The following is a 19,162-nucleotide window of genomic DNA, read 5'->3' on the forward strand; positions in this document are numbered from 1 at the left end:
TTGGACAGCCCTTTGAGAATAAGGCTATCCTGATTTCAGGAGGAAACTTAAACAGCAACCTTCTCAAGAATCTCCCGATTCTATAAGCGGGAGAGGTTCAAAGGAATATGACTTCGATGGGAGCGCCTTTTGGTAATGGGGGCGTTCCTTTTTTTATATACGCCAGGGCGTTGGTGTGGGCGAGGCCCAGCAGGGCACTGGACGTCAAGGTTGTATTGGGTGTGAAGACGGGCTGGCCCTGTTCATAGGTCAGGCGGCCCTGGACGAAGCGGTCGACGGGGTTCTGCTTGTGAATCGGGCCGCCCAGATGGCATTTGATGACAGAAAATTCGCAGTTCCTTTCGCCGTTGAGGCGGCGCAGGATGGGGACGGCCAGCAGGTGGAAGGCGTTGAACGACGCCGAAGGATTGCCGGACAGGCCGAGGATGAGCGTCTTATGGCCGTTATCGTCGATGACGCCGCCATAGGAAGCCGAACCGGGCCGCATGGTGATGCGATCATAGAGCTGTGTGGCGCCGAGGGCTGCGTAAATCTGGGGCATCGTATCGTAGAGGCCGACGGAGACGCCGCCGGTGCTGACGATGAGGTCTTTGTCCCTGGCCAGGCGGCGGACAGCCGCTATTTCTGCTTCGAATTGTTCCGGGCCGTCCGATACGTGGTAAAAAGTGACTTCGCCTCCGTAGTGTTCCAATAAGGGCTTGAAGAGATAGGCGTTGGAGTTGTAAATCTGGCCATGGTGCCGCACTTCGCCGGGCATAACCAGTTCCCGCCCTGACGTCAGGAAGAGGACCTTCGTCTTAGCATAGACGGGAAGGTGATTGTTCCCCAGACCGACGGCGACGGACAGGGCTCCGGCTGTTAGTTTCGTCCCGGCCGGGATGATGACAGCGCCGGCGCGGCATTCTTCGCCTTTGGGGATGATGTTGCTGCCCGGAGGGATGGCTTCGGTCACCTCGATACGGGTTTCCTGGCGTTCGACGTATTCCTGGGGGATGACGGTATCGCAGTCATCCGGGACGGCGCAGCCCGTCATGAGGCGCACGGCCTGGCCGGCTGCAACGGGACCGTCATAGACGATGCCGGCGCCGATGGTGGCGATGACTTCATACGTGTTTCCACTATGGCTGTGGATGGCATAGCCGTCGAACGGCGATTTGCGGTATGGCGGATAGTCGCAGGCTGCTGCTATGTCTTTAGCTGTGATGCGGCCCAGGGCCTGGTCCGGTGTGACGTATTCTATTTTCGCGTCATAGGAAGGCAAGGCGCCGTCGAGACGGCGCCTTGCTTCGGTAATCGTAACGATTTCCATAGTTATGGTTTTCCTTTTTTCAATGCTTTTTCATAAGCTGCCTGTGCTTTGGCGGCTTCTTTTTGTGCTTTCAATTTAGCCCGCTGGGCGGCGGCGACGGCCGGGTCGAAAAGGCTCAGGGCTTCTGTCGGGCAGGCTGGGATACAAGCCGGTTCTCCCGTTTCTGTGTGGGCGCAGAGGTCGCATTTATAAGCGACGATGCGGAAGGGCCGGCCTTTTGTATCACCGTGGTAAATCTTGGTCATATTGATAGCCTGGAAAGGACATTCACGGGAGCATTTCCCGCAGCCCCGGCAGGCATCTTCATCGATGACGACCGAGTCTGGTCCCAGTGAAATACAGTGGAAGGGACAGGCTTCCATACAGCGCGGTTTCGGGCACTGCTGACATTGGACGGCCTTCGTGACTTTTGACGTGTAAACGACGTGGACCCGCGGCGTAAAGTCAAAGCTTTGGGGCTTGAGGGCAAAGAGCGCCTTGCCCGTATGGCTGGCTACGCAGGCAGCCATGCAGGTCTTGCAGCCGATACAGAGTTCAGGGTCTGTCTTGACATGTTTAAACATCGTTTACACCTCCTTTACTTCGATGCCCATGCGGCTGCGGATGGCTGTATATTGGGCCTTCACATCGAGTTCAGCCTGTTTCTGGTCTTCGATTTTTTCGACGCGGCAGGCACAGTATTTAAATTCCGGTGTATGGCTCTTGGGGTCCAGGGCAGCCGATGTCAGTTCGTTGCAGGCGCCGACCCACCACTGGTAGGTCATATACGTTGCCCCTTTCGAGACGCGGTCTGTTTCCCGGCAGCGGGTAATGGTATGACCCCGTTTGGAAACGACGCGGACCAGGTCGCCATCGGAGATGCCCAATTCCTGGCAGTCTTCGGGATTCATCTGGATATAGCCTGGTTCATCGGCCAGGTCGGCCAGGAGGCGGCAGTTGCCGGTCATGGTGCGGACCGAGTAGTGGCCGACTTCGCGGACTGTCGACAGGGACAGGGGATATTCCGGACTTTCCAGCTCTTTCGCCGGGGTCCAGGGATAGTAATAGAAGTGGCCTTTGCCATCAGCCGTGGCGAAATGGGCGCCTTTATGGAGATATTGCGTTCCCGTATCGTCCGGGCTGTCTTCTGTGCAGGGCCATTGGATGCCGCGGTTTTCGACCATTTTTTCGTAGCTGGCGCCGGCGAATTTCGGACAGAGGGACCGCATTTCGTCCCAAATCTGTTCGGTATTGTCGTAATGCATGGGGTAGCCCATAGCTGTTGCCATGAGGCAGAGGATTTCCCAGTCTGTCTTGCAGCCAGGCTGCGGTTCGATGAGCTTGCGGACGCGCTGGAAACGGCGGTCGCACGACGAATAGACGGCGTTGTGTTCGCCCCAGGCCGTAGCCGGGAAGATGACATCAGCATATTCACAGGTCTTGTTGAAGAAGATATCCTGAACGATGACCAGGTCGATGGCCGCCAGGGTACGGCGGATTTCCGGCAGGTCCGGATCGGATTGGGCCGGGTCTTCACCGATGATGTAATAGGCGTGGATACGCTTCTTCGGGTCTGGTTCGCGCAGGACTTTGTCCGGCACATAGGTCAGGGGCAGGCCGACGTGGGATGGCAGGGCGACGCCCCAGGCCTTTTCGAATTTATGACGGATTTCATCGTCCGTGACGTCCTGGTAGCCAGGGTACTGATTGGGCAGGACGCCCATGTCACAGGTCCCCTGGACGTTGTTCTGGCCGCGGACCGGGCCGACGCCGGTGGCGTAATGGCCATAGTTGCCGGTCATGAGGCTTAGATTGGAGCAGGCGATGACACATTCGACGCCTTGTGAGAACTGGGTGATGCCCATACCCCAGAGGGTCATCGTGTGTTTGGACGAAGCGAACAGGCGCGCTGCCCGGCGGATGTCGTCGGGATTGAGATGGGTGGCCGCGGCGACGGCTTCCGGCGCGTATTTATCCTGGGCCACTTCTTTGGCATAGTCGGCAAAGCCTGTCGTATGCTTTTCGATGAAATCGTGGTCGACCAGGTCCTCGGTGACCATGACATGAGCCATGGCGTTGAGGAAGAGCATGTTCGTGCCGCCCTTGATGGGCAGGTAAATGGTGGCGATACGGCCCGTTTCAGTCAGGCGCGGATCGACACAGATGATCTTGCAGCCCTTCTTCTTGGCCCGGACGATGCGGCGGGCGACGAGGGGATGCGAGACCGGCGCGTTATAACCGATATCGAAGATGACTTCTGCGTCTTCGAGTTCGGGAACGCTGAAAGACATAGCACCTTCACCGACGGACTCACCGAGTCCGGTAACCGATGGAGCGTGTCAAATGCGGGCGCAGTGGTCGACGTTGTTCGTGCCGACGACGGCGCGCATGAATTTTTGCGTAATATAGGCGGCCTCATTGCCGGGACCGCGGGCCGAACCGGCGCCCATGACGGCGTCCGGGCCGTATTCCTTGATGATGGCCTTGAGGCGGGTCGCTGCGTATTCGATGGCTTCCTGCCACGATACTTCGACGAGGGGCGTGCCCTTGCCGTTTTTGCGGATCATCGGCTGGCGGATGCGCTTGGTCAGAATCTGAGGGTCATTCAGATAGTCCCAGCCGTAGAGCCCTTTCAAACAGAGCCGGCCTTCGTTATTGACACCGCGCGGCGAGCCTTTGGCTTCGATGACCTGGTTTTTTTCCGTATCGACCGTGCAGGTGATGACACAGCCTGTGCCGCAATAGGGACAGACGGTGTCTATTTTTTTATAGGCACACATAGTAACACCTCACTTTTACATAAACTGGAGACTTTTAGTATACCACGGACGGGGTATGCTTTACTAGGTTCAGTGTAGGACTTATTTCGGTGAGGTGCAAGACAGAAAAGAACAAACTGCTTATATCGCCGACGAGCGGTAACCTGTGAGGAATAAGATGTCATTGACCAGCCGGCTGTCATCTGCCTGGGTCACGTCGAGCTGCGGGAACGGGCCGTGGCTGCGGCTTTCGACGAGGACCAGGTCGGCCAGCTGCTGCTGGGCCAGGGTCAGGAGATAATCTTCTTTCCGCGTCCCCATGGGATAGTCGGCCGGGCCGCAGAGACAGACGGAAACGGCACCAGCTTTGCGGGCCCGGTCTGTGTCGGAGCCAATCTTGCGGCGGGCCACGGTGTGATGGCTGCTCTTGATATAGGCGACTTGATAGCCGCGCAGCGTCAATTCGGCAATAGCCGCTGCGGCGGCTGTCGTCTTGCCATCGCCGGAGCTCGGTGCTGTCAGGGTGACGACCGGAACCTGGCGGCGGCTGTTGATATCGCGGCCTTTGGCGGCTTCATAGGCTTCAGGCGTATTGATATTGAAATATAAGGCCGAACGGAATGTTTCATCGACATAGGCTGCCGGCACGTCTTGGTACAGGCTGCGCAGGCGGTAATTGCCCTTTTGCAGGTGGTCCGTAATGGCCGGCAGGAGCTGGCGGCTGTACAAGGCTGCCAGGGGCTGATCCTGGCCATTTTCTGTCCTGGGGATGATAGCCTGCAGGCCGGCCTGGCGCCGGAGTAATTTAACCAAATCCGGGACGGGAGAGAAATCGTAAAAGGGCAGGTCGACGGATAAGACCAGATAAAAGTCACAGCCGCCGCTGTACAGGGCCGCCTCCATCCCGCCTAAGGGGCCGCAGTCGGGATAGTTGTCTACGACGGAGCGGACCGTGCGGGCTAATTTAGCAGGTAAATGGGACGATTCATAAGGACGGTTGATGGAAAGTAAGCGCTCTGCAAAGGGATAGGCCTGGCTGCGCAAAAGAAGATCCGTCAGCAAATCCGTATCGTGCCAGGGCAGAGCTGCCTTATCGCGGCCCATGCGGGTACTATGACCGCCGGCCAGGATAATCAGCCCCAGCGATAAAGGGCGAAATGTTTTTGACATTCTATCACATCCTTTTATATTTATATAATGAGTATATTATAGCATGACTACCGCAGGCAGATAGCTAATTACAAAAAAAGTATGGCCAGCTAACAGAGTTTCATGTATAATGAGTTTAGTAGATTCGTTATTTGTAAGCGCGAATAACGCTTGAAGGAGGTGTGTCCATGGCGGAAGGGAAACTGCACTGCAAGGTGACGCTGTGCCTCATGGGTGATAAGCGGGCTTTCGGTCCCGGTGTGGCCGAACTGCTGGAGGGAGTCCGCCGTCACGGTTCCCTGCAGGGCGCAGCCCGGGATATGGCTATGTCTTATTCCAAAGCCTGGACCGTCATGCGCAATGCTGAAAAAATCTGGGGCTTTCCCCTCATACGCCGGTATGTCGGCGGCAAAGACGGCGGCCGGTCCGTCCTGACCCGTCAGGCCGAAATCATCCTGGCCCGGTATGAGCAGATGAACGAAGTCCTGCACGACATAGCAGACCGCCAGTTCCGGCAATGGTTCAATGACGATGAACTGCATAAATTACAAAAAATGGAAGGATAGATGAGTATGAAAATGATGAAAACCGAAGACGCTGTTGGCCATGTCCTCTGCCACGATATCACGCAGATCATCCGCGGTGTCACCAAAGGTCCTGTTTTCCGCAAGGGCCATGTCATTGCGGAAGAAGACATCCCGGTCCTCTTGTCTGTCGGCAAGGATCACGTCTATATTTGGGAAAAAGATGATACCTTGTTCCATGAAGATGAAGCAGCAGCTATCCTGCGCGACATCTGTATGGGAGCTCATATGCACGGCAGTGCGCCGAAAGAAGGAAAGATCGAGCTCATCGCTGACTGCGACGGTGTCCTGACGGTACGCCGGGATGGCCTGAAAGCCGTCAACTCCCTGGGCGACATGATGATCGCTACCCGCCATGGCGGATTCCCAGTCCGCAAGGGCGATAAATTAGCCGGTACGCGCATCATCCCCCTGGTCATCAAGAAGGATAAGATGGCTGCTGCGCAGAAAGCCGCCGGGACGGCGCCGCTCCTCGACGTCCATCCTTTCGGTAACAAGAAAGCCGGCGTCGTCACGACGGGCAATGAGGTTTTCCATGGCCGCATTGAAGATACCTTTACGCCAGTTATCGAAAACAAGCTGGCTGAATACGGTGCCGTCATGGCCATGCATACGACCCTGGCCGATGACCCGGCTGCCATTACAGCGGCTATCCAGGATATGCTGGCTCAAGGCATGGATATGGTTTTTTGCACGGGCGGCATGAGCGTCGACCCTGATGACCAGACTCCGCTGGCCATCAAGAATACGGGTGCCCGTATCGTATCCTATGGGGCGCCGGTCCTGCCCGGTGCCATGTTCCTTCTGGCCTATACGGAGGATGGTCGTCCTGTCGTCGGCCTGCCGGGCTGTGTCATGTATGCGAAGCGGACGATTTTCGACCTTATCCTGCCGTCGCTCATGGCCGATGTCCCTGTGACGGCCGATGACCTGGCCGGCCTCGGCGAAGGCGGCTTATGCCTTGGCTGTCCCGTCTGTACCTTCCCGAACTGTGGATTTGGAAAGTAGGTGATCCTGGTGAACCCGTTTACACACATTGACAACAATGGCGACGCTGTCATGGTTGACGTCAGTGGTAAAGCCGTGACCGCTCGGACGGCCATCGCCTGCGGCCGCATTTCCATGAGCCGTGAGTGCTATGAAGCCGTCAAAGCCGGCGCCGTAAAAAAAGGGGATGTCCTCGGCGTGGCCCGTATTGCCGGTATTATGGGGACCAAGCGGACCAGCGACCTCATCCCGCTCTGTCACATTCTCAATTTGACCCAATGCGGCGTCGAATTTATCTTCCACGACGATACTTGTGAAATCGAAGGCCGCTGCACTGTTAAATGCGACGGTAAGACGGGCGTTGAAATGGAAGCCCTGACGGGTGTATCGGTGGCCCTGCTGACGGTCTACGACATGTGCAAGGCTGTCGATAAGCGCATGTGTATCAAAGATATTCATCTGGTCGAAAAAATCGGCGGCAAGAGCGGCCATTTCCAATATGACGGAGGGGAGCACCATGAAGGATAAATGGGGGCGGACCATCGACTACCTGCGCCTGTCCCTGACGGACCGCTGTAACCTGCGCTGCCGTTACTGCATGCCCGAAGCCCTGGCCAGCGTCGGCCATGAGGCTGTCCTGCGCTATGAAGAAATGCAGCTCATCTGCCGCGCCGCTTTGGCACTCGGCATCAACCGCTTCAAGATTACCGGTGGCGAGCCGCTGGTGCGCAAAGGGGCCGTGCCTTTCATGCAGGCCCTCAAGGCGATGGAAGGCGTCCGCTCTGTGACCTTGACGACGAATGGCCTGCTCTTGTCGGACGCGTTGCCGGATTTGGTACGCATGGGCATCGACGGCATCAACATCAGCCTGGACAGCCTCGATGCCGTTCAATATGCTGAGTTGACCGGTGGTGGCCAGCTGTCCGTCGTCCTGGCGGCTTTAGAAGCGGCTGCAGCTTCCGGTGTAAACGTCAAAGTAAACGCCGTGCTGCTGGCAGAGACGAAGGACCAGATTCTGCCGTTAGCCGCATTGGCCCGGAAGTTTCCCGTCGACGTGCGCTTCATTGAGCTCATGCCCATCGGCTATGGGACGACATTGAAAGGCCTGACCGAAGAAGAGGCACTGATCATCCTGCGCCGGTCTTATCCTGACTTGGCAGCTACCGATGAAAGGCGGGGGAACGGCCCGGCTTCCTATTATCGGAGCCAGTTCCTGCAAGGCCGTATCGGCTTCATCGCGGCCAATACCCATGGCTTCTGCTCGTCCTGCAACCGCCTGCGCCTGACGAGTACGGGCTTTTTGAAGCCCTGTCTCTGTTATGACGACGGCGTCGATTTGCGGGCCATCGTCCGCAGCGGCAAAGGGGCTGATGAAATTGACCAGGATTTACAGCGCGTCATGGCTGAGGCTATTTATGAAAAACCGGCGAAGCATTGTTTTGCCGAACAGAATCGTATCAGTGAACATAAGACGATGAATCAGATCGGAGGATAAAAAATGGGGAAAGTACATGCTGTTTGCATTAGCACCATCCGCGGCATTGCCAAGCAGGCCGTGCCGGAAGGGAAATTCATAGTGAACTGGGGCATCGAAGGGGACGCCCATGCTGAACACTGGCACCGCCAGGTCAGCCTGCTGGGATTGGAAAGCATCGAGGCCTTCCGCCGCCGTGGCGGCAAGGTGGAATTCGGTGCTTTTGGTGAGAATCTCGTCGTCGACGGCTTCCATTTTTCAGCCCTGCCGGTAGGGACGCTGCTGCGCTGTGGCGACGTCCTCTTGGAAATGACCCAGATCGGCAAGGAATGTCACAATCATTGTGCCGTCTATGAAGCCGTCGGCGATTGCATCATGCCCAGGGAAGGCGTTTTCGCCCGCGTCCTGGAAGGCGGCATCATCCGCCCAGGCGACGTCATGACAGAAGTACCGCGGGAAGGGAAACGGCCTTATCAGGCTGCCGTCATTACCTTGTCGGACAAGGGCAGCCAAGGCCTGCGCAAAGATGCCAGCGGCCCTGTCATTGCCCGGCGGCTGGAACAGGCCGGCTTTGAAGTCATCGAACAGCTGCTCCTGCCTGATGGCAAAGGGCCACTGGAACAACAGCTCTGCCGGCTGGCCGACCAGCGCCAGGCAGACCTCATCTTGACGACGGGCGGTACCGGCTTTGGCCCGCGCGATGTCACGCCGGAAGCGACTCTGGCCGTGGCGGACCGGCAGGCACCGGGCATTGCTGAAGCCATCCGGTCTGCGTCCATGCAGATTACGCCGCGGGCCATGTTGTCCCGGGCGGTCAGTGTCATCCGCAAGAAGACGCTGATCATCAATTTGCCCGGCAGTCCCAAGGCCTGTCAGGAATGTATGGACGTCTTCCTGGATACGATTCCCCATGGCTTAGATTTACTGCGCGGCGAAACCCAGGATTGCGCCCGCAAGTAAATACATATAAACTTATTTACTTTATGTGAAGGAGATGTATGATGATGACATGGAAGAAAGTAGTAGCGGCTGTGTTGGCCGGGACATTGGCCTTTGCCCTGGCCGGATGTGGGTCGGACAAGAAAGACGACAAGGCTGCCGGAAACGGTGATAAAGTCCATCTGACGGTCTTCGCCGCAGCCAGCATGACGGAAACGATGAACCAGATTGCGGCGCAGTATCAGAAAGAACATCCGAATGTTGAAATTTCCTTTAATTTCGATTCGTCGGGGACACTGAAGACACAGATCCAGAACGGGGCTGACTGTGACCTCTTCATTTCGGCCGCTCAGAAGCAGATGAATCAGCTCGATGCCTCGAAAGATGCGAAAGCCAATCCGGATAAGCTGGACTTCGTCAAGAGCGACAGCCGCATCGACCTGTTGGAAAACAAGGTCGTCCTGGTCACACCGGAAGGCAATCCTAAGGGCATCCAGAATTTCAATGATATGGCAGCGAAGCTGAAAGACGGTTCCATCCGCCTGGTCATGGGCAACAGCGATGTCCCTGTCGGCCAGTATACACAGAAAATCCTGAAATTCTACAACCTCGATGAACAGGCCATCGCCCAGGCCGGCCATATCACTTACGGCTCGAACGTCAAAGAAGTAACGACCCAGGTCAGTGAAGGCAGTGCTGACTGCGGCGTCATCTATGCGACCGATGCCTTCAGTGCCAAATTGAAACCCGTCGATGAAGCGACGAAAGACATGTGCGGTCAGGTCATTTACCCGGCTGCTGTCATGAAGAACAGTAAACATCAGCAGGAAGCCCAGGATTTCCTCAACTACCTCAAAGGCGAAGAAGCGATGAAGATTTTCCAGAGCGTCGGATTCAGCCCGGTCGGCTAAGGAAGGCTGGCTATGGACTGGTATCCTCTTTGGAACAGCCTGCGCATTGCCGCCATTTCCTGCGTCCTCGTCTTCTTTAGCGGCATTGCCCTGGCGTATTACGTCGCCCGTCTGCCGCGGGTCCTCAAAGGGCTCCTCGATGTCGTCTTGACACTGCCCCTGGTCCTGCCGCCGACGGTCTGCGGCTGGCTGCTGCTCCTGGTATTTGGACTCAAGCATCCTGTCGGCATCTTTCTCAACGACGTGGGCATCCGCTTCGTCATGACCTGGTACGGCGGCATCCTGGCTTCGGCCGTCGTCGCCTTTCCCCTCATGTACCGCACGGCCCGCGGGGCTTTTGAAAGTTTCGATGAGACACTGGCCTGGAGCGGCAAGACCTTGGGCTTGTCGGATACGTTCATCTTCTGGCATATCCGCATGCCTTACTGCAAGCAGGGCATCATTGCCGGGACGGTCCTGGCCTTTGCCCGAGCCCTGGGCGAATACGGGGCGACGAGTATGCTCATCGGCTATATCCCCGGGAATACGGCGACTATCTCGACGACGGTCTACCAGCTGTGGCGGACCAATGACGAATATAGTGCCTTCATCTGGGTCCTGGTCAATATCGCCATCAGTGCCGTCGTCCTGCTGACGGTCAATCTCTTTGAAAAACGCAGTCGTGAAAGGAGGCGTCCGGCATGATCGATATCGACGTCCATAAGGATTGGGGCTCTTTTACGCTGGATGTGAAGCTTCGTCACCAGGGCGGCATCCTCGGCCTGCTCGGCGCTTCGGGCTGCGGTAAGAGCAAGACGCTGCAGTGTATTGCCGGTATCGAAAAGCCCGATGCCGGGAAAGTCGTCGTCGGGACGAGGACCCTGTTCGATAGTGAGCGCCGTATTGACGTTCCTGTCCCGCAGCGGCGCGTAGGTTATTTATTCCAGCATTATGCTTTATTCCCCAACATGACCGTCGAAGACAACATCCGTTGCGGCGTCCGCTCGGCTTCGTCCAAGGCGGACGCCCGCCAGCAGGTCCGTTCCATGATGGAACGCCTGAATTTGACGGGACTGGAGAAACAGAAGCCAGCTGAATTGTCCGGCGGCCAGCAGCAGCGCGTGGCCTTGGCCCGTATCCTGGTCAATGAGCCGGATATCCTGCTCCTCGATGAACCCTTTAGCGCCCTGGACAGTTATTTAAAAGAGAAAGTCATGACCGAACTCAAGGATTTGCTGCAGCAATTCCCGAAAGACGTCGTCCTGGTGACACATAGCCGCGATGAAGCTTATCAGCTCTGTCAGGCCATTGCCGTCCTCGACGATGGCCGCGTGTCAGCCTGTGCGCCGACAAAGGAACTCTTTGCCGATCCCCAGTCGCGGGCAGCCGCCGTCCTGACGGGATGCAAGAATATCGCAGCGGCCCGCAAAGCAGGTCCGGATGCCGTCTTCGTCCCGTCATGGCAGGTTACGCTGCGGACGGGACGGCCTGTTGGCGATGACCTCTGTGCTATCGGCATCCGCGGTCACGCTTTTTGCGGCGGCAATGGCGAAAATGCCCAGCCCATCGTCGTGACCGAAGAAATTGAACAGCCCTTTGAATGGATCGTCAAGTTCCGTTATACTCATCAGGCCGACGGGACGCCGGATATTTGGTGGCGTTTTGCCAAAACGGATCGGCCGGCTTCCCTGCCGGACCGCCTCGGTGTCGATGGGCGGGCTATTTTACTCTTATACAGGTGATATTATGGAAGCTTTCTATACCCGATTATATGAAACCTTGCAGGCTGGCCAGCCTGCTGTCCTGCTGACCGTCGTCGCCAGCCAGGGCTCGACGCCCCGCGGTATCGGCAGCCATCAGGCCGTCTTTGCCGATGGGACGACGGCCGGTACGGTCGGCGGCGGTTATCAGGAATACCTGGCCATTCAGGCTGGCCGGCAATGCCTGGAGAACCGCCAGTCGACTTTTCGCCGGCTCATCCTCCATCCTAATGAGGAAGAGGACATCAACGCGGCCTGCGGCGGTGAATTGACGGTATTCTGTCAGTACCTCGACCCGTCCATGCCGGGCCTTCTGGAGCTGGTAGATGCCATCCGGCAGGCTTTACGCCAAAAGGTGGCTTCGTGGCTGGCATTTGATGTCAGCGATGAAGGCCATTGGGGCATGGCCCTGGTCCAGGACGGAAACGTAGTGGGCTGCGGGCAGATGACGGCTCTGCAGGCCGTCGATGCAGCCTGGTGCCGCCAAAATGTAGCCGGTATGGCTGTAGCTGGCCAGCGGCGCTGGTACAGCGAACCGTTGGCTTATCCGGGCCGGGTCTTTATCTTCGGCGGCGGTCACGTGTCGCAGGCCCTGGTTCCGGTTTTGGCCAGCATTGATTTTTCCTGTATCGTCGTCGACGACCGGGCAGAATTTGCCGATCCGGCGCTGTTTCCCCAGGCCGATGCTGTTTACCAAGCTGATTATGAAGCCCTTCCGGCAGACCTCGGCGTGACGCCGGACGACTACGTCTGCATCATGACCCGCGGCCACGTCGGCGACTACGACGTCCAGCGCCAGATGCTGGCCATCAAGCCTTATTACCTTGGTGTCATCGGCAGCCGGCGCAAACTAGCTTTTGTCAAAGAAAAGCTCATGGCTGACGGATTTACGGCTGCCGAAATCGATGCCTGTCACGCGCCCATCGGCCTGGCTATTTCGGCCGTGACGCCGGCGGAAATCGCCATCAGCATCGCTGCCGAACTCATTGCCGTCCGGGCCAAGCGGGAAGGGCGGGAAAAGAGCCGCTACCGCAAACCATGATGGCTAAGGTATATACCTATATCGGCGCCGGCGGCAAGACGACCAGCATTTTTGCCAGAGCCCGGCAGGAACGGAACGCCGGCCGTCGCGTGGCTATCGTGACGACGACCCATATGAAACGGCCTGCTGACTGGTTTGTAGCGGCCGATTTGCCGATAGGCTGGCAGGCCCAGTGGCAGCGCGCTGGCATCGTCGTCGTCGGTCGGGAAGGGACGGACGGGAAAATCACCTGGCCCGGCGAGGCCGTTTACTTCCGTTTGTGCCAGGCTGCTGATATCGTCCTCGTCGAAGGCGACGGCTCGCGGCGCCTGCCTTTGAAGGTTATGGGCACCCATGAACCGGTCATCCCGGCCAACAGTAGCAGCGTATACTGCCTGGCTGGCCTGTCGGCTTTGGGACGGATCGTTAAGGACGTCTGTTTCCGCTGGGAATTATTGCATCTCAATCCGGAAGCCGTCGTGACCGAACGCCTATTGGCCTATATCGTGGAAGCAGGTTGTCTGTCTCGCATTGGAGACTGGAAAGACATGACGACCGTCGTCCTCAACCAGGCCGACGATGAACAGCGGCAGCAGGCGGGAAAACGGATTTTGAGCGTCCTGTCCCGGCCAGGAATATTGACGACCTATCCAGTAGAAATGAGGGAGACGAAGTGAAGATACAGTTAGTCTTGATGGCGTCCGGCTTCGGCCGCCGTTTTGGCAGCCATAAATTGGAAGCGCTCGTTCATGGCCGTCCTTTATATACGTATGGAATGAAAAGCCTGTGCCAGGCGGCACAGGCTTTTTTGCCATGTTCCGGTATCGACTGCCAGGTGACCGTCGTGACGGCCCATGCGGCTATTGCCTCGGCCTGTCGAACGCCGGGCGTCGAAGTCTTATGGAACAGCCAGGCGGAAGAAGGCATGGCTGCGTCTTTGCGATGTGCCGTCCAAGCACACGGCGAAGCCGACGCCTGGGCCTTTTTCCCGGCAGACCAGCCCTTGCTGACGGCAGAGACGATTACCGACTTCCTGCAGCAGTTCCTGGCCTCTGGTGCCGCCTTGGGCTGCATGCATAACGGCGAGCGGCGCTGTAGTCCTGCCATTTTCCGCCGCCCTTATGGACCGGGACTCTTGGCCCTGCGCGGCGATACGGGAGGCCGTCAGTTTCTGAAGAGTCCTCGGACCTGGGTCTATTATCCTAAGAAAAAAAGCGAATTATTTGACATAGATTACCAGAATGATTTAATCTTTTTAAATAAAGCGCTGGATAAATAGAGTATGATTTAAGAACATTAATATTATAGTTTATCTAAACTTTTTGATTAAATATATTTTTGTTATTTTTAATTTTAAATATAAAAATACAATTAATTTAGGATAAAACCTTTACAAATTAAAATGAACGAGTATAATAAAAGGCAGTTGAACGATTGACTGTCTGGTCAATCCATAGGGGAGTCAACGATACTTTACAATCATAAGGGGAGAGGTTCTATGACGAAACACATCTTTAGAACCAAAAGTATCAGTGAATTTATTTCGGAAACGAAACAAGACGGCGGCATGAACCGCGTCCTCGGTACTTTTGGCCTGACCATGCTCGGTATCGGCGCTATTGTCGGTACAGGTATCTTTGTTCTGACCGGCGTTGCCGCTGCCAATTATTCCGGCCCTGCACTTATCATTTCGTTCATCATTGCAGCATTGGCTTGCGGCTGTGCCGCCCTGTGTTATGCTGAATTCGCCGCTATGGTCCCGGTTGCCGGCAGTGCCTACACCTATGGCTATGTCGCTCTTGGTGAATTCTGGGCCTGGGTCATCGGCTGGGACTTGATACTAGAATACGCCTTTGCCGTATCGGCCGTCGCCATTGGTTGGTCCGGATATTTCAATAATATCCTTACCAATCTGGGCATCACTTTACCGAAAGCCCTGACGCTGGCTCCGTATGATGGCGGTATCGTCAATCTGCCGGCCGTCCTCATCCTCTGTGTCATCGCCTTCATCAATATCCATGGCGTACGCCAGAGTGCGACTGTCAACAACATCATCGTCGGCATCAAATTGGCCGTTGTCGCCTTGTTCCTGGCTTTAGGCTTCAGTCATGTCGATGCAGCCAACTGGGTTCCCTTCATGCCCTATGGCTGGTCTGGTGTCTTTGCCGGTGCGTCGATCATCTTCTTTGCCTACATCGGTTTCGATGCTGTTTCCACGGCAGCTGAAGAAGTCAAGAATCCGCAGAAGGATTTGCCCCGCGGCATCATCTTATCGCTCATCATCTGTACGGTTTTGTATATTGCCGTCTCGGCTGTCCTCACAGGGATGGTTCCGTATCTCGAATTCAAGACGACAGCCGCTCCGGTTGCCTTTGCCCTCCAGGCCGTTGGCTATCATTGGGGTGCCGCTGCTATCTCCGTCGGCGCTATTTGCGGCCTGACTTCGGTCCTCTTGGTCATGAGTTTTGGCCAGAGCCGTGTACTCTTCGTTATGTCCCGTGATGGCCTGCTGCCGAAATTCTTTGGCCACGTCCATCCGAAATATAAGACGCCGGCCCGCAGCTCTTTGCTGGTCTGTGTCGTCACGGCTATTACGGCCGGCTTCCTGCCTATCAACATCGTCGCTGAAATGACCAATATCGGTACGCTCTGTGCCTTCATCATCGTTTCGGCTGCGGTCATCGTCCTTCGCAAGAAGAACCCGAACCAGGAACGCGCCTTCAAATGTCCGCTCGTTCCCCTGGTTCCGCTCCTGGCTATCGCCTTCTGCGGCGTCCTCATTTACATGCTGCCCCTGGTTACACAGATCCGCTTCGTCGTATGGCTTTTGTTAGGCCTGGCCATTTACTTCGGCTATGGCTACAACCACAGCATCATTTCCCAGGCACGCCGTGGTCAGCTTAATGCCGCTCCCATTCCGGGGGCTGCTGCTCCGGCTGAACAAGCTGTCCACGAAGGCCATCCGGCTAATCATTAATCCGCTTTCCAACCCAATACCAATATCGAAAGGGCTTGTCGCACGACGACAAGCCCTTTCAAGTTGTTAGTGGCTAGCAGTTAGTTGTTAGTGGTTAGCGGATGGGAAAGGATGCAGTTCGCTGTTTGCAGGCCGCCGTTCGCTCGGATTCAGATGCGGCTTTGCCGCGATAAACTCAAACTGACAACATCGCTTCGAGTAACTCTCAGCTCATAAAAAAATGCCCCGACTGGGGCCTGCGTAGGGGACGTCCTGGAAGGCGGCCCGCTGCGAGATTCGGACCCAATAACATTCTGGTATAATAGCAGGTTTTTACGAACCACGAACCACGAACCACGAGCCACTCATTCTGTGTTATACTATAAACAGTTTATCATGAATAAAGGGGGGCTCCTCATGAAGTGTGTTGTGTTGCTCAGTGGCGGCGTCGATTCTACGACGTGTCTGGCCATGGCTTTGACGAAATATAAAAAGGACGAGGTGTTGGCGTTGACGGCCTATTATGGCCAGAAGCATGCCAAGGAGTTGGAAGCGGCCCGCAATGTTGCCTCTTACTATGGGGTGCAGCAGCAGGAAGTCAATTTGTCCCAGGCTTTTTCTTTGAGCGATTGTTCGCTCCTGCAGGGCAGTCACAAGGCGATTGCTCATGAATCGTATGCAGATCAGCTGGCTAAGAAAGGCGGCGAAGGGACGGTCGATACGTATGTGCCTTTCCGCAATGGATTATTCTTATCGTTTGCCGCAGCTGTCGCCGTCAGTGTCGGGGCAGAAGTCATTTATTACGGCGCCCATGCCGATGATGCCGCGGGCCGGGCTTATCCGGACTGCACGCCGGAATTTGAAACGGCCATGAATACGGCTATCTACGAAGGTTCAGGCCGGACCTGTCATTTGGAAGCGCCTTTATTATCGTGGAATAAAGCCGGTGTCGTCAAGGAAGGCCTGCGGCTCGGTGCCCCTTATGCATTGACTTGGAGCTGTTATGAAGGCGGCGATACGCCCTGCGGTGTCTGCGGGACCTGCCGCGACCGGGCGGCTGCCTTTGCTGCTAATGGGGTCAAAGACCCGGCATTTCCATAAAGATTGAGGCGGGAGGAGACATATATATGAAATATAAGGTAAAGACGCGGCTGACGACGATGGTACTGCTGGCACTCATGGCTTTTGGCTCTGTCCAGGCCAGTGAAGCCGTGTCTGAAAAAGATAATTTTTATCAGGCTGTCAACGGCAAGACCTTGGCGGCACAGAAAATCAGGCCGACTGAGGCTTCGTGGTCCTGGTTTTCCGAACGGTCTTTAGAAAATAAGAAAGCTTTGGGCAAGGAACTGGAAGCCGTCGCGGCTAAGCAGGGCACCTATGCCAAGGGGACACCGGAACAGAAAATCGCCGACCTCTACGCCTGCGCTATTGATAATAAACAGCGCAACGCCACGGCCCGTGCTCATCTGCAGGAACTGACCGGCCCCATTGAAAAGGCCCAGACCCTGTCGGAATTGACAGCGGCCTTACAGGCCGTCAGTGCCAAGACCGGGACGGATGTCTTCGTCGGCTATACCGTCGACCGCCTGCCGACGGGCCTGCGCTACGTGCCGCGCATCTTGACGGTGACGCCGTCCTTTACGAAAGACGAATTGGCAAAGGAACCGCAGCCAGGCGCTTGGAAGGCTTATCGGGAATACGTCGCTCATATCCTTCAGGAAGCCGGGGAAACACCGGATCAGGCTGCGGCTCACAGTGAGGCCATCTTCGCTATGGAAAAGGGCTTCGGGCCCCACTTGCTGACGAGTGAACAGCGCAATGACGTGACCGTCCAGAACCGCCTGATGTCGCGGGGGAATCTGGAAAAACTCATGCCCCATATGGGCGGTAAGACGGTCCTGACCAACCTGGGCCTGAATAAGGAAAAACAATTCTTCTTATCGAATCCAGAGTATTTACAGCAATTCGACGCCCTCTATGTGCCTAAGAATCTCGACCTGCTCAAGAGCTATGCTGTCTATCAGGTCTATAGCGGTTTTGCACCCAGTGCGGATATCAAGCTGCGTGATCTGCAGCGCAATTATGCCCTCCAGCGTTTCGGCATCGCCCAGGCGCGGGATGACAAGGAAACGGCAAGCCGCATGGTCCAGAATATGCTGTCTTACGAATTCGGCCAGATTTACATGAAGAATCACTGCACGGCAGCCATCATCAACGACGTGAAGGATATGATAAACGAAATCCGCGACGTCTATCAGCAGCGGCTGGAAGCCAATGACTGGCTCAGTCCGGCCACGCGGGCCAAAGCGGTCGATAAGCTCGACCATCTGCGCGTCTTTGTCGGTGGGCCTGCGGCGGATGACAAACCGATCATCGAAAGTATGCCCGACGTCATAGCTCCGCAGGATGGTGGCGATTTGCTGGCCAATGTCATGCACAACGGCGTTCTGGAAAAACAGCAGGTCCATGCGCTGTTGGGAACGAATTTCAATCCCGATAAGTGGTATGCCTTTGACCCGCAAGATGTCAATGCGGCCTATATTCCGGAAAATAACAGCATTACCATCCCGGCCGGCATCCTGCAGCCGCCGTTCTACGATGCCAAGGCTTCGCGCGGTGCCAATCTGGGCGGTATCGGCGTCGTCATCGGCCATGAGATTTCTCATGCCTTTGACCCGAATGGCAGCAAGTACGACAGTGAAGGCCGCTTGAAGAATTGGTGGAAGGCGAAAGATTATGAAGCTTTCCAGAAATTATCGGCTGCTTTCGGTCCTTATTACGATAGTTATACCCTCGGCAAGGGGCTCCATGAAAATGGCAAGCTCGTCAGCAACGAAGCCATTGCCGACTGCGGCGGCCTTTCGGTTGCGACAGAACTGGCCCATGGCGACGAAGGGATGCTGCGCGACTTGTATCATACGTTTGCCACGGTCTTTGCGACCAAGATGACCGACCAGCTGCTGCTCTACCTGGTACAGAATGATCCCCATCCGACCGGCGAAGCCCGCGTCAACGGCGCCTTGTCGTCGACGAATGGTTTCTATACGGCCTATGGTATCCAGCCCGGTGACGGCATGTATGTCGAACCGCAGAAGCGGGTCCATTTGTGGTGAGGGATTAGTGGCTCGTGGCTCGTGGCTCGTGGCTCGTAGTTCGTGGTTCGTAGGACTGTCCTTGCTGCGGCGGCCTGCGAACGGCGGCCTGCGGCCCGCGTTCTTATTATCCCAGTTTCGCCAGAAGACTCCTTCCTCTTAGGTAGGGGCATCAATAGCGATGGATTTCGCAGGTTCGATGCCTGCGAAATCCACCCTATGTCTTTTCTGTCTTAGCCTTTTCACCTCGGCTAGGGTATAAT

Annotated in this window: 18 protein-coding genes; 14 read left to right on the forward strand and 4 right to left on the reverse strand. The window is 56.2% G+C overall.

The window, feature by feature from the left end; all coding sequences use genetic code 11:
- Nucleotides 1-97: 97 nt before the first annotated feature.
- The 4 genes from ACE418_RS12735 to ACE418_RS12750 all read right to left on the reverse strand — a co-directional run bounded on the left by ACE418_RS12735 (nt 98) and on the right by ACE418_RS12750 (nt 5,217).
- A complete protein-coding gene (locus ACE418_RS12735) occupies nt 98-1,309 on the reverse strand; it encodes a molybdopterin molybdotransferase MoeA (RefSeq protein WP_416450953.1) in 1,212 nt (403 codons plus the stop codon).
- 2 nt (nt 1,310-1,311) lie between these two features.
- On the reverse strand, nt 1,312-1,872 hold the full coding sequence (locus ACE418_RS12740; protein WP_416450954.1) for a 4Fe-4S dicluster domain-containing protein: 561 nt from the start codon (nt 1,870-1,872) through the stop codon (nt 1,312-1,314).
- Nucleotides 1,873-1,875: 3 nt separating this feature from the next.
- Nucleotides 1,876-4,068: a formate dehydrogenase subunit alpha gene (gene fdhF / locus ACE418_RS12745; RefSeq protein ID WP_416450955.1), complete on the reverse strand. Its 2,193-nt coding sequence runs from the start codon at nt 4,066-4,068 to the stop codon at nt 1,876-1,878.
- A gap of 120 nt (nt 4,069-4,188) precedes the next feature.
- On the reverse strand, nt 4,189-5,217 hold the full coding sequence (locus ACE418_RS12750) for a molybdopterin-guanine dinucleotide biosynthesis protein MobB (RefSeq protein WP_416450956.1): 1,029 nt from the start codon (nt 5,215-5,217) through the stop codon (nt 4,189-4,191).
- Between the two features lie 167 nt (nt 5,218-5,384).
- Between ACE418_RS12750 and ACE418_RS12755 the strand changes: the two genes are divergently transcribed.
- The 14 genes from ACE418_RS12755 (at nt 5,385) to ACE418_RS12820 (ending at nt 18,920) form a co-directional block, all read left to right on the forward strand.
- The gene (locus ACE418_RS12755) at nt 5,385-5,762 is read left to right on the forward strand and encodes a winged helix-turn-helix domain-containing protein (protein ID WP_416450957.1); all 378 of its coding nucleotides are present in this window, start codon (nt 5,385-5,387) and stop codon (nt 5,760-5,762) included.
- A 6-nt stretch (nt 5,763-5,768) separates the two neighbouring features.
- Nucleotides 5,769-6,788 (forward strand): molybdopterin-binding protein, encoded by a 1,020-nt coding sequence (locus ACE418_RS12760; RefSeq protein ID WP_416450958.1) that lies wholly within the window; start codon nt 5,769-5,771, stop codon nt 6,786-6,788.
- Between the two features lie 9 nt (nt 6,789-6,797).
- Nucleotides 6,798-7,295: a cyclic pyranopterin monophosphate synthase MoaC gene (moaC, locus tag ACE418_RS12765; protein ID WP_416450959.1), complete on the forward strand. Its 498-nt coding sequence runs from the start codon at nt 6,798-6,800 to the stop codon at nt 7,293-7,295.
- Nucleotides 7,285-8,262 carry a GTP 3',8-cyclase MoaA gene (gene moaA / locus ACE418_RS12770; RefSeq protein WP_416450960.1) on the forward strand — a complete coding sequence of 326 codons (978 nt, stop codon included), beginning with the start codon at nt 7,285-7,287 and terminating at the stop codon, nt 8,260-8,262. Before moaC ends, moaA begins: the two co-directional genes overlap by 11 nt.
- Nucleotides 8,263-8,265: 3 nt before the next feature.
- Nucleotides 8,266-9,201: a molybdopterin-binding protein gene (locus ACE418_RS12775; protein ID WP_416450961.1), complete on the forward strand. Its 936-nt coding sequence runs from the start codon at nt 8,266-8,268 to the stop codon at nt 9,199-9,201.
- Nucleotides 9,202-9,239: 38 nt separating this feature from the next.
- Nucleotides 9,240-10,091, forward strand: coding sequence for a molybdate ABC transporter substrate-binding protein (modA, locus tag ACE418_RS12780; protein ID WP_416450962.1), 852 nt, complete (start codon nt 9,240-9,242; stop codon nt 10,089-10,091).
- Nucleotides 10,092-10,103: 12 nt separating this feature from the next.
- On the forward strand, nt 10,104-10,775 hold the full coding sequence (gene modB / locus ACE418_RS12785; protein ID WP_416450963.1) for a molybdate ABC transporter permease subunit: 672 nt from the start codon (nt 10,104-10,106) through the stop codon (nt 10,773-10,775).
- Nucleotides 10,772-11,812: a sulfate/molybdate ABC transporter ATP-binding protein gene (locus ACE418_RS12790; RefSeq protein ID WP_416450964.1), complete on the forward strand. Its 1,041-nt coding sequence runs from the start codon at nt 10,772-10,774 to the stop codon at nt 11,810-11,812. Before modB ends, ACE418_RS12790 begins: the two co-directional genes overlap by 4 nt.
- Nucleotides 11,813-11,816: 4 nt before the next feature.
- Nucleotides 11,817-12,872, forward strand: coding sequence for an XdhC family protein (locus ACE418_RS12795; RefSeq protein WP_416450965.1), 1,056 nt, complete (start codon nt 11,817-11,819; stop codon nt 12,870-12,872).
- Nucleotides 12,869-13,528, forward strand: a complete 660-nt coding sequence (gene yqeC, locus ACE418_RS12800; protein WP_416450966.1) for a selenium cofactor biosynthesis protein YqeC — start codon at nt 12,869-12,871, stop codon at nt 13,526-13,528. The genes ACE418_RS12795 and yqeC overlap by 4 nt, the downstream gene beginning before the upstream one ends.
- On the forward strand, nt 13,525-14,130 hold the full coding sequence (locus ACE418_RS12805) for a nucleotidyltransferase family protein (RefSeq protein ID WP_416450967.1): 606 nt from the start codon (nt 13,525-13,527) through the stop codon (nt 14,128-14,130). Before yqeC ends, ACE418_RS12805 begins: the two co-directional genes overlap by 4 nt.
- A 219-nt stretch (nt 14,131-14,349) precedes the next feature.
- On the forward strand, nt 14,350-15,828 hold the full coding sequence (locus ACE418_RS12810; protein WP_416450968.1) for an amino acid permease: 1,479 nt from the start codon (nt 14,350-14,352) through the stop codon (nt 15,826-15,828).
- 396 nt (nt 15,829-16,224) lie between these two features.
- Nucleotides 16,225-16,908, forward strand: coding sequence for a 7-cyano-7-deazaguanine synthase QueC (queC, locus tag ACE418_RS12815; protein ID WP_416450969.1), 684 nt, complete (start codon nt 16,225-16,227; stop codon nt 16,906-16,908).
- 26 nt (nt 16,909-16,934) lie between these two features.
- Nucleotides 16,935-18,920 carry a M13 family metallopeptidase gene (locus tag ACE418_RS12820; RefSeq protein ID WP_416450970.1) on the forward strand — a complete coding sequence of 662 codons (1,986 nt, stop codon included), beginning with the start codon at nt 16,935-16,937 and terminating at the stop codon, nt 18,918-18,920.
- Nucleotides 18,921-19,162 lie beyond the last annotated feature (242 nt).

This window comes from Megasphaera jansseni, from assembly GCF_047974155.1.
GTDB lineage: Bacteria > Bacillota > Negativicutes > Veillonellales > Megasphaeraceae > Megasphaera.